Genomic DNA, 17,304 nt, shown 5'->3' with positions numbered 1-17,304 from the left:
TAATTCGAGGGAGAAGTGAAGACAAAAAAATCACCGATAGGACGGTGATTTTTCTTCATCTTGTATTTATTCAGTTAGCCTGAGCCATCATTTATACTTCATCCCCATGACGATGGACACAACTGCTAAAATAGGCAATAAAATTAACATCCAGATTCCAATCCACATTTCCCGCTTATAAGATTTATCTAGCCCACTATAGCGTTCAACGTATGATTCTTTTGGACAAGCTGGATTATACCAGACCGTCATGGTCGATCCCAGTGGAAAAGCATCTTGAAAAAGATTGCCCTTTGAGACTACAGAATTGGTGTAGATGGTTATCCTTTGCGCCATCAAATCGTTATCACTGGCCGCTTGATTCGTTTTCCAAGGGAGGGTTACCCGCACTACCCGATAATATTTCAGACTATTTCGATAGGTCTGACCATCCACTCTATATTCGACAATTGGAGCCGCTACTATCTGTGTCCTCTTATAGCCAATTACCACTCCCTCAACGCTCTTTGAAGAGAGAGTCTTAATCCTAAGTTCTCTTCTATAAAAATATCCAAAAAAGAGTACTTCAAACAAAGGAAATCCAATAACGGCTACAGCAATTACGATAAGTATTCTGATATCCGGCATACCCAACACCTACTTCATCATAATGTCTGTGATGCTCAGACTCATCTTCGTTCCATCTGTTATACTTTCAACAATTGATTGTTGCTCCTTGGTCAAAGGAAGCAAAAAGATCGTTGCCGATTGCGTTGGTAATGTGCCATTTTCAGAAATACTATACTCGACTAACTGATTTTGATATATAGGTTGTCCATCATAACTCCAATTGAGCTTAAACTCTGCATCATGATCAATATTCGTTGTCGTTTTGTTGACCAACATAAATACTACATATTCTTGTTGGTTCAAAGTATAGGTACTCCCTGTATAATACAAAGTGATCTCACCTTGCTTGCCAGCCTCCGGATGCTCCTTAGCCAACTTCTTACCCAGTTCGATCAAATCAGATGTTTTTCCTTTCAGTAGTGGTTAAAAGTACTGTAAGAATTAAAGGCCTCTTGTTTTCTATGTTCAAGGTTCTGAACTTTATTCTCAATATCAATGCCATAATAAAAACACCTCAAAAGTTAGATTTTTCTGTCTAACTTTTGAGGTACAGTTCAAAGGGGCTCTCTATAAAATAATAATCATTATCAATTTCCAAAACAATCATCAATAACGTGAGATACATTCCCCATCAGATTCGTCATATCTCCTAGTTTGTATCCTAGCGCACCTGATGCGGCACCTGAAGATAAACTTTCCAAATCTCCTTTCAAGTTAACAAAGCGAATTTGTAATGATTTAATAACCGTCGCAACTGCTTTTTGAGCACGAACAATACCTTGTAAATGAGCAGCTCCATAAAAAGCATCCTCCATCCCATTTCTAAATACTGGTTTGAAACCTCCTAACATAGTCAATACCGTATTAATTGTTGTCGATGCTGTGGTCAAATCTAAATCTACAGAATCAATATCTGAAATAGCAGTTCGAATTACACCTGATACCGAAATAAGTGGCTCTACAGTACTATAAAGTTTTTTCTTATTTTTATCATCAGATTTTAACTTGTAGTATATTTTAGTTGGAAATTCATTAACAATTGTTTGGAGATCATATTTAGCAGTGGTCATCACCTTGTTTGTATGTTCAACAGCAGCTTTTACACTATCAAGATAATCACTAAATGCTGGAGACATTTGATTGGCTAAAGCCTCAGATTTAACATCTATTTGATCGTCAAAAGCACTAATTACATCACGATCATCGAATATACCACTCTCCTCTAAGTAAGCATTATAATCCTGTGAAACACTAATATTTACATCTGGAATCGAACTGAAATTTAAAGTGTCAATATTTCTGGCCAATCCTCTATCAGTTTCTTCTAAAGCTGATTTAATAAGCTCAGCTACTGAAATAGTATATGAAATGCAAGAGATAATTGTTTGAATATTTTGTGCTAACACTTTTAAAATTTCATCAACAGCTTGTGGAATTCCATCACCAAAATGAGAGCGATTTGCCAATCCATTTGTACTTTTTTCAATCATATCTTCAAATGAATTCACAAGTTCTGCACCTTTGGTTCCAAACTTCGTATACATGTTTGCTTGAGGCCATATATTCCCGTATTTTCCTTCAGAAGCTATTTTATGCATATTGATATCTGCCTCTATATTTAAAGCATTTGAGTTCATGCCATTCAGCTTAGAAGTAATTGCTCCATGATTAAATACATTTCCAGCACTATCTAAATAATCATAAAATATACTGGAACCTCTCCAATCAAATTTTCTTGAAAACTCGTATGAATCATAGTTACTAAGTGTATCAAAAGTTCCTGTAATACTATTATAGTGACTATAAGCCTTGTCTATCTTTTGGATAGCTTCAATTAAACTTATCGATTGTAAATGTTGGAAGACCACCTCCTTAAGATTATTTATGCGACTCGACAAATTATTCATAACATTTTCATTTGCTTGAAGAGTTTGTTGAGTAACTGATGCTAAATTTTGTGCCTGCTTTAAACATACTTTTAAATTAGTAATCAAAATTGTCATAGATGTAGTATCTATTTTAACTTGTAGTGAATCTCCACTTTTTGGTAATAAATCTCTAGTAGTTGTATTTTCAGGAGTGACCGCAAAATCAAGAATACCATCTCCTTCTATATCAACAGTAAATAATTGTTCTAAAACTATTTGCTTTGTATATTGCATAGCTTCTTCACTTTTTCTATATGCTGTCATATTATGATAAATTGGTAAATCAATTGCAACAACTCTCCCTGGATATTTTGTTTCCATGCTTATTCCAGCAAAATCTAGTATTCCTGGAGTATTAGCATCTAACAACCATTGCAAAAATGCTCCATCTAGTGCCTGTCCTTCAAATTGAATTTCTAATTTATTTTGATTCCATACTAAATTAGTCAATACATCACGAGTTGAGGAAAAAGTAATTGATTGTCCCTTGTAATTTTTCCTTAATTCTTCTATCCGCTTAGCTTCTTTTTCCGAGGATTTTAACATTTCAGGAGAAATATTCTTTAAAGATGAAAAGTAGGTCCAGTATTGCTTAAGCACTTTATCACTTGGCATACTCAGCCCTGTTTGATTGGTTTTCACTTCAACCATGGTTTTGAAATGATCAAAATCTTTATTTACTAGAATCTCATTAAATAATTTAGAATCTCCGTCCTTAATCATCTGCTGAGCAGTTTTCCCATTTACTGACTGAGGAGCCCCCTGATACCCGTAATTGTATGGTACTTGTCTTTCTAACGCTACTCTTCCAGCCTGAAATTCTCCATAAGAATGTCCTGTTGTTGTTGTGATATAGTTTCCTTTTGCTTCTACTCTATCATAAAAATCAAGTGCAGGTTTGTTCTTTTTTTTAAGATATAATGAATCATTGATACCAATTGCAGCATCTACAATAATATCTTTATGACCGTCAGCTTTATAGTTGGTTCCTGCGTAGGAAATATAGGTTTCCTCAGTCAGTTTGTCTTTAACCGCAATTGCGGCAACACCAGAATCTTTATCGTACATGGAGTCGACGATTTCATAACTCTTTGTATTGATACCAGCTTTTTTTAAAACATCATCAGCTTTGAGTGTTGGATCTTTTTGACCGGAAGTATATGCCTTCTCGTATTCATAGACCGCATCCGACAATACAGCCGACATTTCTACTCGACGGTTACTTTTTTCGATTCCGTTCATTAACTACCCTCCCTATTTTTTAAATATCGATAGATCAATTTGAACTGACTTGTTCTTCGATTCCATGAGTATTGAGAAGCCATAAATTGTACCACTAGCACAATCTAATCTAATTCGACAGTTCGTATCTTTTGGTAAATCATACTTATTTTTTAGATATTTATAGAGTTCAGAGTGATTTTCTGGTTGGTAGATGATATCACGCATGTCTGTTTCCGCACTCTTAAAGGTTTCTTTCACATCTAAAGATGAAAAATAATCTCTTTTAACAACTAAATTAAGAATTTCCTCATCAAACAAAGGAGTTATCTCCGATCCATAATTAAGCTTGCCATTAGAATAAGTAACAGGGACAGTCTCTTTATTACCCTCGGTTTTTATTGTATAGTCTCCCTTAATATCAGATTGAGTGATATCTAAATCTACTAAATATCTTTTGACTTCATCTCCGTTTTCTATATAAACACGACTTCTATAAGCTTCTAATCCAGTAAACCCCTTCTTATCTTGTTCCAAAAATTTAAACATGGGCTCAAACGTTTTTTCAAATTCGTACTGTTCTTTTGTTCTGTTTTTGGGAATAGTTTCTCCCCCAAAACTACATCCAGTCAATGTTGTTGCTGTCATAAGTATAACTCCTCCTATCAGTAACCATAAAATTATTTTTATTTTTTTCATCTTTTTTACTCCGCGATTATAATGTTCACTATTGACTCGTGATTGCGTCTTTAATCATGCGTTTAGCGCATCAATGACTTGATCTTAATGTATGTACTCTCACAAACAAAATAATGAACTTGTTTTTCTAATATAGACTCTCGTAGAGGTTTCTTTGCAACAGGTACAACAGTTTGATCATTAAGCCTCATGCTTACCAAGGCTTGTTTGAAACCTTTTGCTAAGCGCAACGGTGCCTCGATATTACGAGAAATACTTTGGTTCGTTATCACAATTGATTTATAGCCAGCAAATAGACCTTGTTTAAAGATAAACTCTAGTCTCTTCTGTGCAATAGGTGTCAGATTTCCAATGATCTCCGTTACATTATAAAGAACAATAGTAGCTACTTGTTCCGTCAATCCTTCTTGGATACGTTTATTTATCTCATTTTCAAGAAATTCCAACCTATTTTCTATATCTTGTATTACATTCTCACAGATAACTTTCTGCTCAAATCCTTCTAAGTTTAGTTTAGAAAATTGTGGCGCCAATACAATCACCTTCTGCTTACTTCGGGCAATTTGTTTGACGAATTGTGTCATCTGCTCTTCCTTGTCTGTCAGATAGAGAAGGTTGCCTTTCTTGAGATCCCACGTTACAGGTTCAACTGTCTCCAGATCCAATCCGAGTGGTACTTTTCCTTCATCCAGCAAGGCTGCTACATCCTCACGTCCGTAGAAGGCTGCTTCTGTCAACTCATCTGGCACCATTGGGATGCCTGCTGGGGTGCGACCAGTCCACATCTCTTTGAGGTTTTGGACTTGATCGCGAAGGTTGTTGATGATTTGGATATCATTGTCCCCTGCGACTGGTAAGGCGAACTGGACGACATCGACTTCGTCACGCTTCATGAGCGCGCGTCCCTTGATGTCTTCCATCGTAGCTGCTAGTGGGGTTGCTCCCACGATACCGCGGACTTCAGAGATATCATTTTGTGGCAAGGTCAGCTGGTGCTTGAAGTTGGAATAGAGCTGAGCTCGTAGGTTGTTTTGTCGGCTAGCTGTGATGATCAGGTGCACACCGATGCTGAGACCTTCACGAGAGATCCGCATGAAGAGTTTGAAGAGGTCTGTCTCATAAGGCTCGTCCTTCATAGACTCATAGCTATCCATCAAGATGACCATGGTTGGCTCTTGCTTACCGGTCACTTCACGGTAGAGGGCGATAGTGCCGACCCCATGCTCGGAAAGGAGCTTCTTGCGGCGATCCAACTCGCGGTTGATGATCCGGATGAATTTCTGGATTTTCTCTGTCTGATCGAGTAGCAAGCTATCGGCCACATGTGGCAATTGGCTCAATGGTGCTAGACCATTGGTTCCGAAATCAAGCAGGTACATGGTCAGATTTTCTGGGCTCTGCTTGCGAGCCAGATCCATGGCGACTGTCTGAAGGAAAGTGGTCTTTCCTGTACCTGGACTTCCGTAAAGAAGGATGTTCCCGTCTTTTGACAAATCGATGGCGACTGCTTCTTGCTTTTGCGCTTGCGGGATATCGGCCATCCCGATCAGGACGCTTGGAGCTGTCCGTTTTTGCCAAGCCTCGATCGGCACGACCTTGTCCAACTCATCCAGCGTGATCCGCTCTTTGAGCGGTGGCAACCATGGTTGGGCCACAGCTGCGATGCCTTCTTGTTGGTGCAAGTGGTTGATCTCTTGCACGATGACATCTAGCTCTGTTGGCACTTCCTTGATTTCTTCTGCCATATCCAGACCGGAGAGGTCTTGATTGAGGACTTCGTATTGGCCCAGTTCATTGATCAAGTAGATGGTGTGGTCTTCGATTCCTAGATGATCTTTCTCAGGCTGGTAGTCTGCTCCTGACCAAGCGGTTTGGAAGAGTTCATAGACTTCGTTATTTCCGACTTGGAGGTAGGCACGACCAGTTTGCGTGATCTCAGCCGCATCTGCCGTCCGCAGCATCTCCATAGAGTCTCCACGGTCTGCCACCTTGAGGGCTAGCTTGAAGCGAGAGTTGGACCAGATCTGGTCATCCACAACCCCAGAAGGTTTTTGCGTCGCAAGGATCAAGTGCACCCCAAGGGAACGCCCGACACGCGCGATAGAGACCAATTCCTTGATAAAGTCTGGTTGGTTGACCTTGAGTTCGGCGAACTCATCACTGATCAAGAAGAGGTGAGGAAGCGGTTCGGTCGCTTCACCCAGTTTAAATTTCTTTTGGTATTGGTTGATATGGTTGACCCCATATTGACCAAAGAGGCGCTCCCGACGATGGATCTCCGCATTAATAGAGGCTAGGGCCCGCATAGACTGGGCACCATCCAAGTTGGTGATGGTCCCCAGCAAGTGAGGCAGATCCTTAAAGAGGTTGGCCATTCCCCCACCCTTGTAGTCGATGAGGAGGAAAGCCACATCGTGTGGGTGGAAGTTGACAGCCAGGCTCAGGATATAAGACTGAATGGTTTCAGACTTACCAGAACCGGTTGTCCCCGCGATCAAGCCGTGTGGTCCATGAGCTTTTTCATGGAGATTGAGGTAAACCAAATCGTCCTTCCCGCGCAGACCGATCGGCACAGCCAAACTTTGGTAAGGAGCATGGCTCTCCCAACGACTCAAAACCTTGAGGTCATTGAAAGTTTCCGCTTGATACATTTCAAGGAAGGTCACTGAGTCTGGAATTGAGCTCTTGAGCTGTTGGATATGTTTCAGTGGGGCAAGGCCACGCGAGATGGCTTCCTTGTCATAACCTTCAGGGAAGTGGTCCAATTGGAAGTCGAGCTCCCGAAGAACCCCTTCTTGCAAGAGCAATTGCCCTTGGTTGCGGTCCTTGATGGAAATAACGGTTTGGATATTTTCAGAAAGAGATGAGAGGACGTCTGCCACATAGATGATGGAGCAGCCCAGCTCTGTCGGATTCTCACGGAAGAACTCCATGATGACATGGTCCAAAATCAAGGTCTCATCGGTGATGAGCACCACATAGTGAGGGTGGAAGATCTTGGTATCATTGGCTTTTTCTTCCTCTTTTTGCGCCTTGCGGAGCTTGAGGATTTGGTTGAGACTGTTCAAGACCTGATCGCGTGTCCGCTGATTGTAGACAAAGCTACGGACATTCATATCTTGCAAGGTCGCATGAGGCAACCAGCGCATCCAATCCCAACTTTCTTTTTCTTCCTCTGGAATGATCGGAATAATGGTCAGATCATGGTAAGAGTGAAAAACAGCTAATTGGGCAACTAGAAGTTGCAACTGCTCGAGCACGATGGGACGAGGGCCAACATAGCCGACCGGTCCCCGATTAAGGCTGGCTACAATCGGAAGATTGTCGATCTTTTGATGAGCTTGGAACAGGGCATAGCCTTCTTCTTCCAAGGCATCTTTCTTCCCACTGCGCTCTTCCTGACCATATTTGAGCTCATAGCTGGTTGGAACCTTGCCCAAGCCTAAGCGATAGGCCAAAAAGTCAAAATGAAGCGGTGTTTTTTCGTAGATCCGCGAGTCATAGCGTTTGACCATCTTGGTCAAATCTTCGATCGCTGGGAAATGGTAAAACATGCCTTCTCGCTGCTTCCGAGATAGCTGTTCCAAGTCCTTGGCCTTGTCCTTGAGATAGAGATGGTAGAGCTCCACGCGCTCTTTCTTGTCTTCTTTGTATTTCTTACGATTCTTGAAGAAGCCTTGGACCGAAAAGATCACACTAACCACAGACATGGATACCGTCGCGATGATATAGAGCCCCCGTGGTTGGAAAATGGTGATCAAGAGGGTCACCCCAACCATGATGAGGGGTGGCATGATCAACTTCAAGAGTTCATCCGATGGCTTTTGAGGCTCCGCTCCCGGAGGATTGATCAAGATCTTGTCTTCCGAACTCCGGTAGATGATTCGCGGAGACCGGTGGTACTCTGGATAGTCCTTGTAAAAGTCGTAACGCGAATGCAAGCGTGGCACCAGATAAGGACTTACTTCGACAGCCCCTTCCACACCAAATTCTTCTGGATAGAGCTTAAAGGTCACATCTCCAATGGCAAGTTCATCCCCAAAGGCCAGTGGAAAAGTCGCTTCACTGACGAGTTTGTGGTTATGGTAGAGTTTTCCAGATAAGAGCTGACAAGTCCAAGTCTGCTCTTTTTTCACAAGGAGAAAGCGTACTGGATAGTGCAAGCGCACATCCGCACCCTTTTCATCTGCTACAAGGATCTCTTCCTTGTCTAGCAGTTCATAGGTATGGACTTCTCCTGTCGCCAAGTAGCAGACTACATCCCCAAGGATCGTACTATTTTCAAGCACACCCTTGTCTTCACCATACTGGTAGAAGATTTCTCCTTGACTCCATTGAAAATGAAGGGGATTTTCTTGCGAAGCCAGGGTCAACTGAGATGTTTCTTGATTCGATACGGTCGCTGTTTTCCCCTCTTCTAGCGCTAGCTCATAGCGAAAACCTTTTTTATAGAGTATGATACGTTTTTTCATAGACTACTCCTTGTGTTCGCTAGACTCAGTCGAGCTTGCAGTTGTAGAAGACGAGCTTTCTGTTGAGGAACCTTCCGTAGATGAAGCCGTTGTTGAGCTGCTAGTAGAAGATTTGGTTTCATCTGTCTCTGCTTCCAAGAGTTTAGAGCGGGCATCCCAGTATTTCTTGTATTCGCCCTCTAGCTCAGAGAGTTTCTTCTCGCGCTGTTCACCAGAGAGTTTTTCGCTATCACGTGTCGCCTTGATTTCTTTACGAAGGGCATAGATGATCAAGTCTGAATCGTCGATCCGCTTGGCTGTATCCAGCGCTTGGGTAAAGTCATGACGACCGATATAGATCCAGTAGTGGAGATAGAGGCTGTCTGACTTGAGCGTGACGTTGTTGAGGATGACCTTCTTTTGGTCCTCTGAGAAATTCAAGCCTTGCAAGTAAGACGTCGCCAACTCGTATTTCTGTGTCGTTGGAAGACTGCTTGGAGCCACTCCCTCCAACTCATCGATCACACCGGTGTAGTCTACTTTAAGAAAAGCCGTATCCGCTTGAAGCAACTTTTCTTTAAAGGGGGCTTGGAAAAAGACCAAATAAATCAAGGGCAAGAGTAAGAGGGCCACTACAGCTGAAAGCCATACTGTTGCCAACTTAAAGATTCGGTGTTGACGACTTGAAACCAAGGTCAAGGTCTTTTCTTCCTCTTCCTTGCGTTCTTGGTAGGCTTTCTCTAAGAGAGCTTTCATCTCTTCTAAGCTAGCAGCATCACGGATTTCCACCAAGAAATCTGGCAGATCTTCTAATTCGAGCGTGCCTTGATAGAGCTCCATGAAATCCCAGTCCCCAAAAAGAGTGACCGCATAACACTTGGCCTGGCGCAAGAATTCAACCTGATCCCACTTGCGTGGCACCATCATTCCCGGAACCCCGCGGTAAGCGATCTTGACTTGCGCATCCTTGGTCACAAACAAATTGATAGGATGCAACATAAAGGTCACTGGAAGCTCCAAGGCCGGCGCCAAATCCAAGACGTTGATGGCTAGACGCAGACGGTCTGATACTGGTAATTCTTGGATTTCTTCAGCACTCAAGCCTAGAGCATCTGTCTGATAGGTCAGATGAATCTGGTCTTGATCCGCTGTCATGCTTTGCTCCAAAAACAAGGGATGATGGAGATCCAAAATCCATAAATTGCGTAAATCCTGGCTATCCACTTCTGAACGCTTGAGGTCCAGCCGCCAGCTCGTTTCTTCTTTTTCAAAACGGAAGACTTGTTCTTCCAGTGTAAATTGTTCTTCTTTCACCTTACCACTCCTCAATCTCGATCAGATCACCACTCGTGATCGGATACTCTTGTACCACCTTGCCTTCATCCAGCAAGATGCCTTTATTTACCACGCGCAACTGATACTTGCTTCTAGGTTTCATGGCAGACCCAAAGATCTGATCCAATTCTCGAATCAAGCGTCGCACCTCCATCCGCGTTGGGATTCGGAGGTCATGGCTTGCACCATTCATACGGAAGGTGACATTGATATGTTGGTCCATTTAGGCCTCTTTTCTATAGATTCGATAGGAAATATAGCCAGCAATCCCAAAGAGAAGGGCACTCCAAGCCAGCATTTGCAAGGCTGGAATAAAATCCGACAAGCTGGCCGAATTGTCCTCCACATTGGACTCGAATTTAGATAATTTTTGATTTTCAGGCTGGAACAGGTCCGCTTCAGGCCCTGTTTTTTTCTTTCCCTTTATAGCAGAAAACAACTGGCCGTCAGAATCGGTCAATTGTTTCTCTTGCTTGCGTTTTTCATCTGCTAATTTTTTCTGATCCTTCTCATTGAAAAGAGACTCAGTCGCATCCAATTGTCCCCCGAGTGTCTTTTCCTGCTCGGTCTCAAGACGTGAGTTGTTGACCTGCAGACGATTATCAATAAAATCATCTGCAGAAACAGCAACTACTGGAATGAGACTAAGGACAAAGAGAAGATACATCATTTTTTTCATAAGCTTGATTCAATTTCCTTTGTTTGAGTAAACTTCTTTGGAACGAAGATATTGGCAAGGGCCAAAAGTCCGAAGAAGACTAACAATCCGAAGAAGACGCCGATACCGGCTGTTTGTCCATCAAAGTAACCCGCAAACTGTCCTTCTAAAATAGAAAGGAGGTTGACATTTTTCACCAGTGCTGGAAGGCCTGACAAGGTCGCGGTCGTTCCGATCGCACTTGATAGGTAGACATAGCTGATCAACATGAAGAAGGCCAGTCCCATTCCAATCACACGGAAGTGTTTCAAGAGAAGGTATTGCAGTTGTACCAAGACAAAGCTTGCTAGAACCGCTAAGAATACCCATGAAGGTACATATTCACGACCAACAGAGAGTTGAATACTTGAAATCATTCCGATCACCAGTCCAAGGATGAGAGAAAGTCCCACAAGGACACCGACAGACAAGAGATCTGATTCTTGCAAGCGATCCAATTTGAAACGATCCTTAACCTTACGGATGATTGGCTGAGTCGCAAAGAGATAAGCTGTAAAGAGGCTCAAGACTTCCAACATAAAGATCCAGATAAATGGACGGTAGACGTTGATGGTCGCTTTCACAGAAGACGATTTCTCTGCAACTGGATTTGACAAGAAGTCAAGCAAGACTTCATTCGGCACTCCGTTTTCATAGGCATTGTTGAAGACCTTACGGAAGGCTTCGACGAAGTTCCCGTTTTCAGACAATTCCTTGTCGAATTCACCCATCAAACTTTCCGCATTGCTAGACAATTTCTCTGTATTGCCTTGGGCTTTTTCCAATTCTTTGTTCAATTGACTAAAGATTTCATTGGTAGAGTTAGCAGCTTCTACATTGCTACGAGATGAGCTCTTAACGCCTTCTGTCGAGCTCAATAATGACGTGTATTCAGAACCAAGGGCTGACAAATCTGCATCGGTCTTGGTTTGAGCCTGTGTCACTGTTTCTTGTGATTTTGAGATCTCTTCTAAACGTTTTTGAAGCTCTGCATATTGCGTCAATTGATCGTTGATATTTTGGGTTAGATCCTTGTTGGTGTTTTCGATCGCTTGAAGATTGGCCTGCAATTGTGGTCCCAAGTCTTGCAACTGTTGGAGTGTACCATCTAACTGGGCTTTCACACTCTTCGTTGCATCCCCAGATTCATCCGTTTCAATACTCTTACGGTAGTCCTTCATATTACTTGAAACGGCAGCCTTCACGACATCGACCAAAGCATCTGTCAAATCCATATCTTCGATCGGATCATAGAGCGAATGACGATTTTCCTTTTCATCTTTTGGATAGTAGGCATCGATCAATGCTCCTGCGCGTTGATAATCCAAGGCGATTTCACTAGCTTTCGATGCATAGTTAGCGACAGCTGTTTTCAAATCTTCTGCAGATACGGTCACACTGGTTGAAGAAACCCCATTCACAAGGACTTCAACATCAATCGCGCTCGGCATAGCTCCTCCATCTTCAACAAGGTGAATTTGAATTTGTTTGCCATCTTTCAGTTCGACTTCCTGCTCACCACTGCCTGCATAAGTCTGTCCATCATAGGTCCAAGTATCAACCTTGACTCCTGCAGGGACATGAATACTGACTTTCTGTTTCCCAGATTTAGCATTAAGGACATCCGCAACTGCCGTTAATTTGGCATCCACTTCAGCAGCCAATCGTTTTAATTCATCGGCATTCCCTTTTGCTTGCGCCTTCGTTCCAGCAAAAGCACTATCAAAATCAATCGCTGCGTTGAAATTCCCATACTTATTCAAATTCAGACTAGCAGGATCTAAAGACGGAAGTTTTTCAATTGCTTTACGAATATCTTCATCCGCTTTATTACGTGCTTCACTTAATGTCTTGATACTCGTCTTTCCAAGCAAGGTACGAAGAGTGACTTTGTCTCCTTCTTTTAGACCATAGTAGTCAAGGATCTTCGCTTTTACAGTAGACTCGATGTTCTTTTCGTGCTCATCTAATTTGTCGCGTTCTGCCTTGATCCCTTTTTCGAGGTCTGCCACACGATCATTCACATCTTTTGTCAAGCCTGCATAGGTCTTGGTCCCTGAAGAATCTCCTTCTGTTTCAGTTGGTTGACTCAATTGTTTGGTAATTGCTTCTTGGTTTTGTTGTAGATTCTTATACAACTCTTGGGTCTTTTCACTGACAACAGACTGGTTCATGGACATCAGCTGGTTCATGAACTCTTCATGGCTGATCTTATCCTCAGAGCGTTGCTTGATCAATGTGTCGAAGTTTTGACCGTACTGATCCTGAGATTGGGTCAATTGATCAAAAGCCTGTGTATAAGACTCAAGGACTGTCTTCAAGGCATTGTTCGACTCAACAGATGACGTAGACAAGCTATAGAGACTTGGGAAGATATTCTTGGAATCCAAGGCTGAATCTAGCAAGTTGCTCCGGTAAGAACCAATGTTGGTAGATTGAATTTTGTTACTTGTTTCCACGTTCTTCTGAGCTGTATAAAGGTTGCTCAAAATGCTGACCATATACATATCAACCAACTGGCTATTCAAGTCTGAAACGATATCTTTAGCGACTTTATTGGCCTCGTTCTCAACCTGAGAATTTCCAGCCGCATTGACCTTATACGTCACCGTTGTCTTCTCTGCATTAACCGCGTTCACTTCCAAGACCTTCTCTGAGAAGTCACTTGGAATGACAATCATCAACTGGTACTTGCCATCTGCAAGCCCTGACTCAGCAGCTCCACGAGGGAGTACAGACCAGTTTTGCGAATTATCCCGTTCGATATTCTTTACATAGCTAGCCCCAAGGTTGTATTCTTTATCATTCAGTTTGACCGCCTTGTCTTCATTGACAACCGCAATGTTGAGCTTGGTGTTTTCTGTCGTTTGCACGGTCTTGGCTTCGTTTTGCTTTTGGTCCTTTTGAACCGTCGTATAAAGACCCACGACAGATCCCATCAAAAGGAGCACAACCGCACTCTGACCGATGTATTTTAACCATTTTTTATTTTTAACTTCCATACCTTTTCCTTTTTCTAATTCATAGATACAAAATAGGGGTTAGGAATTAAGAATCTAACCCCTATTTTCTATATATCAAAAGACAAAAGGGTGATCTACCTACAAGAAGTAAGATCACCTCCAAGACTATCTTAGTGGATTTGTGCAGCGATATCTTGGTCAGTTTGTTCAACGATATCAGCAACTTTGATCAATTGACCGTTGATGTCTTCCAACAATTGAGCGAATTGTTTGATTTTTGGAGACAATTCGTTGAATTGTGCTTCAAAGCTATCAAATGCAGATCCATCCCAGTTTGCGTCGATGACTTGTTGTTCATGAGTCAAAGTAGTAAGGATTTGATCGATTTCTTGAGAACCTTGTGCATAACGTTGTGCTGAAGCACGTAGGTCTTCTGGAGTTAATTTAATTTGAGCCATATTTTTCTCCTTTTGGGCTGATACCCTTATATTTTTTTCATAAACAATACATTTTAGTACGAATTAGTAAAATGCCAGATAACTGTATATTTTACCTTTTTCTCCCTGTTTGTATTATTTACTTAAAAATATCTTAATGAAATATTGCCAGAATGTCAAGTTTAGAGGGCTAACTGATAAAACATTGTAACTTTGTTACAATTGTGTAACATTTTGTCATAAATATGTAATATATTTTCTGAATTCCTTGCCCCAGTAGTCTCCAACTAGTATTATTTCTGAGAAGAAAAGAAGACACTCTGTCCTTTTATATTAACTCAACACATAGATAAAAATTGTTGATTTTAGGTGTTTTTAAAAGCAAATTTTGAAGATTTTTGTATATTTTTTCATTTTTAAAACTTTTATGGTATAATGAAACCTGTTCAAAACTTGTTTCATACAAGATCGAACACCATTAACCTATAAGGAGTATATATGAAAAAATTTCTACTTGCCTCTGTCTGTCTACTAGCTCTTACCGCTTGTAGCCAAGGCCAACAAGGCAAAGGAACTACTGCCGCTTCTTCCAAGCAAGAAGCCACTCAAACCAAAAAGGAGCAAGTCCAAACCAAGACCTTTGTTAGCGACCTCGGCGATCACCACCAAAACAAAATTCAAATTGGCTACAAGAATGATGAGATTGTTTCCATGACCATCATGGGAGTTGCACCAATACCGGAAGATATGCAAAAATCAGATGTCGCTGAATTGAAGGAAGTCTATCAAGAAGAAGCTGATAAAGCAAATTCCAAACACGGTGTTAACGGACAAGCTGGAATCAACACAAGCATCAAAATCGCTGATGATAAACAGACCTATACAAACGTTATGCATGTTGATTTTACTCAAATGAAAAAGGAAGATTTTGTGAAATTACTGGCTGATCAAGGGGAAGAAACCAACACTACCATGTTGAAATACCTCAAAGGCAAACCTCAAGATCTCTTTACCTATTTCAAAGATCAAGGCCTCAAAGAAGAAAAATAAAAAGAGCTTCCTGAGTTTCATCACCACACTGGTGAGAGCTCAGAAAGCTTTTTCTTATTTGTTCAAGATTGAAAGGGTTTCAAGGAGATTGTCCGCATGAACTTCGATGGTATCTCCTGTCGCTTTGATTTTCACTTCTACGATGCCTTCAGCTGCTTTTTTACCAACTGTTACGCGGATTGGAAGCCCAATCAAATCACTATCGCTGAATTTGACACCAGCGCGTTCATTTCGGTCATCCACCAAGACTTCGTAGCCTTTATTCACCAAGGCTTCTTCGATCCGATCGGTCAAAGCAAGGCTTGCTTCATCTTTGACATTGACTGGAATCAAATGCATATCAAATGGCGCCAATTCTTTAGGGAAGTTAATTCCCCAAGCGTAACGGTACTCCCCTTTTGGAGTCTTATTGACAAAGAGGCGAGCATGTTGCTCCATAACGGCTGAAAGAAGACGGCTGACACCGATTCCGTAGCAGCCCATGATGATTGGAACTGCACGACCGTTTTCGTCCAAGACATCTGCTCCCATGCTAGCGGAGTAGCGTGTGCCGAGTTTGAAAATGTGACCGATTTCGATCCCACGTGCAAAGTTCAAGACCCCTTTCCCATCTGGTGAGATTTCGCCTTCACGAACTTCACGGATATCGACGTATTCTGCAGTAAAGTCACGTCCTGGGTTGACACCAGTCAAGTGGTAGCCTGTTTCATTGGCACCGACTACTGCATTGCGGCTGTCTTGGACCTTGCGGTCTGCGATAATCTTAACATTTTCAGGAAGATCAACTGGACCGAGAGAGCCAAAATCAGCTCCTAATAATTCTTTCACTTCCACTTCGGTTGCAGGTTCAAAGAAGTCTGCGCCGAGGTGGTTTTTCAACTTCACTTCATTGAGCTGATCATTACCTACAAGAAGGGCTACAACTGGCTCACCATCTGCGATGTAAACTAAAGTCTTGATAGTAGCTTCTTCTGGAACATCCAAGAATGCAGCTACTTCATCAATCGATTTGACACCTGGTGTTTCCACGCGTTTCACTTCTTCTTCTGCTACGACACGGTTACTAGGCTTGTATTCGTTAGTAGCCATTTCCAAGTTCGCAGCATAGGTTGATTCACTTGAATAGGCAATAGTATCTTCCCCAGAAACCATCCATTTGAGCAATTCTGCTTTGATTTCTTCTTGAACTTCTGCTGGGATCTCATCAAAGGAAGCTACTGATTTGTCTAAAACAACCCAACGGTCCAAGTCCGTACGAGCAGGCGTAACAGCCATAAACTCTTGGCTATCTTTTCCACCCATGGCACCACCATCACCGATGATGGCTTTGTAGTCGATGCCACTGCGTGTGAAGATCCGCTCATAAGCTGCCTTGTATTCATCATAAGTAACGTCCAAGCTATCGTAGTTGGCATGGAAACTGTAACCATCTTTCATGATGAATTCACGGGTCCGAAGAAGACCGTTCCGTGGGCGTTTTTCATCGCGGTATTTTGGTTGAATTTGGTAGAGATTCAACGGCAATTGTTTGTAAGATTTTACTGAGTCGCGCACAATAGCGGTAAAGGTTTCTTCGTGAGTTGGACCCAAGATAAAGTCAGAGCCTTCACGGTTTTTCAACTTATAAAGGTCTTCCCCGTAAGTTTCGTAACGACCAGATTCACGCCAGAGATCTGCACTCAAAAGGGCAGGAGCTAGCATTTCTACTGCTCCAATTTTTTCAAATTCTTGGCGCATGATGCCTTTTGCTTTTTCAATCACTCGATTTGCTAATGGCAGATAAGAATAGACACCAGCTGAGACTTGGCGAACATAACCTGCACGCAACATCAAAGCATGGCTAATGACTTGAGCATCGCTTGGCATTTCGCGAAGCGTTGGAATCAACATTTTACTTTGTTTCATGGACAATAT

At 42.0% G+C, this 17,304-nt stretch carries 12 protein-coding genes; 1 reads left to right on the top strand and 11 read right to left on the bottom strand.

Annotated elements, in window-relative coordinates; translation table 11 throughout:
* Nucleotides 1-87 precede the first annotated feature (87 nt).
* The 10 genes from LPB220_RS01765 to LPB220_RS01720 all read right to left on the bottom strand — a co-directional run bounded on the left by LPB220_RS01765 (nt 88) and on the right by LPB220_RS01720 (nt 14,361).
* Nucleotides 88-627, bottom strand: a complete 540-nt coding sequence (locus LPB220_RS01765) for a DUF3592 domain-containing protein (RefSeq protein ID WP_150905258.1) — start codon at nt 625-627, stop codon at nt 88-90.
* Nucleotides 628-636: 9 nt separating this feature from the next.
* Nucleotides 637-1,005, bottom strand: a complete 369-nt coding sequence (locus LPB220_RS01760; RefSeq protein ID WP_225305921.1) for a hypothetical protein — start codon at nt 1,003-1,005, stop codon at nt 637-639.
* Nucleotides 1,006-1,196: 191 nt separating this feature from the next.
* Nucleotides 1,197-3,779: an SA1320 family protein gene (locus LPB220_RS01755; RefSeq protein ID WP_150905257.1), complete on the bottom strand. Its 2,583-nt coding sequence runs from the start codon at nt 3,777-3,779 to the stop codon at nt 1,197-1,199.
* Nucleotides 3,780-3,791: 12 nt separating this feature from the next.
* The gene (locus LPB220_RS01750; RefSeq protein WP_375788263.1) at nt 3,792-4,406 is read right to left on the bottom strand and encodes a hypothetical protein; all 615 of its coding nucleotides are present in this window, start codon (nt 4,404-4,406) and stop codon (nt 3,792-3,794) included.
* 113 nt (nt 4,407-4,519) lie between these two features.
* Nucleotides 4,520-8,929 (bottom strand): type VII secretion protein EssC, encoded by a 4,410-nt coding sequence (gene essC / locus LPB220_RS01745; RefSeq protein WP_150905253.1) that lies wholly within the window; start codon nt 8,927-8,929, stop codon nt 4,520-4,522.
* Between the two features lie 3 nt (nt 8,930-8,932).
* A complete protein-coding gene (gene essB, locus LPB220_RS01740; RefSeq protein WP_150905250.1) occupies nt 8,933-10,222 on the bottom strand; it encodes a type VII secretion protein EssB in 1,290 nt (429 codons plus the stop codon).
* Between the two features lies 1 nt (nt 10,223).
* Nucleotides 10,224-10,466 (bottom strand): EsaB/YukD family protein, encoded by a 243-nt coding sequence (locus LPB220_RS01735; protein WP_150905248.1) that lies wholly within the window; start codon nt 10,464-10,466, stop codon nt 10,224-10,226.
* Complete coding sequence (gene essA, locus LPB220_RS01730; RefSeq protein WP_150905246.1) at nt 10,467-10,922, bottom strand: type VII secretion protein EssA; 456 nt, start codon at nt 10,920-10,922, stop codon at nt 10,467-10,469. It lies immediately after the preceding gene.
* On the bottom strand, nt 10,919-13,942 hold the full coding sequence (esaA, locus tag LPB220_RS01725) for a type VII secretion protein EsaA (protein ID WP_150905244.1): 3,024 nt from the start codon (nt 13,940-13,942) through the stop codon (nt 10,919-10,921). Before esaA ends, essA begins: the two co-directional genes overlap by 4 nt.
* Before the next feature lie 131 nt (nt 13,943-14,073).
* On the bottom strand, nt 14,074-14,361 hold the full coding sequence (locus LPB220_RS01720) for a WXG100 family type VII secretion target (RefSeq protein ID WP_003016069.1): 288 nt from the start codon (nt 14,359-14,361) through the stop codon (nt 14,074-14,076).
* Nucleotides 14,362-14,838: 477 nt separating this feature from the next.
* Here LPB220_RS01720 and LPB220_RS01715 point away from each other — a divergent pair, with 477 nt between their 5' ends.
* Nucleotides 14,839-15,390 (top strand): hypothetical protein, encoded by a 552-nt coding sequence (locus LPB220_RS01715; protein WP_061455703.1) that lies wholly within the window; start codon nt 14,839-14,841, stop codon nt 15,388-15,390.
* 54 nt (nt 15,391-15,444) lie between these two features.
* Here the strand turns inward: LPB220_RS01715 and LPB220_RS01710 are convergent, their stop codons facing one another.
* On the bottom strand, nt 15,445-17,295 hold the full coding sequence (locus LPB220_RS01710; RefSeq protein WP_150905242.1) for a proline--tRNA ligase: 1,851 nt from the start codon (nt 17,293-17,295) through the stop codon (nt 15,445-15,447).
* Nucleotides 17,296-17,304 lie beyond the last annotated feature (9 nt).

It is taken from the genome of Streptococcus sp. LPB0220 (assembly GCF_008727815.1).
Lineage (GTDB): Bacteria > Bacillota > Bacilli > Lactobacillales > Streptococcaceae > Streptococcus.
This window is presented reverse-complemented; position numbering and strand designations above follow the sequence as displayed.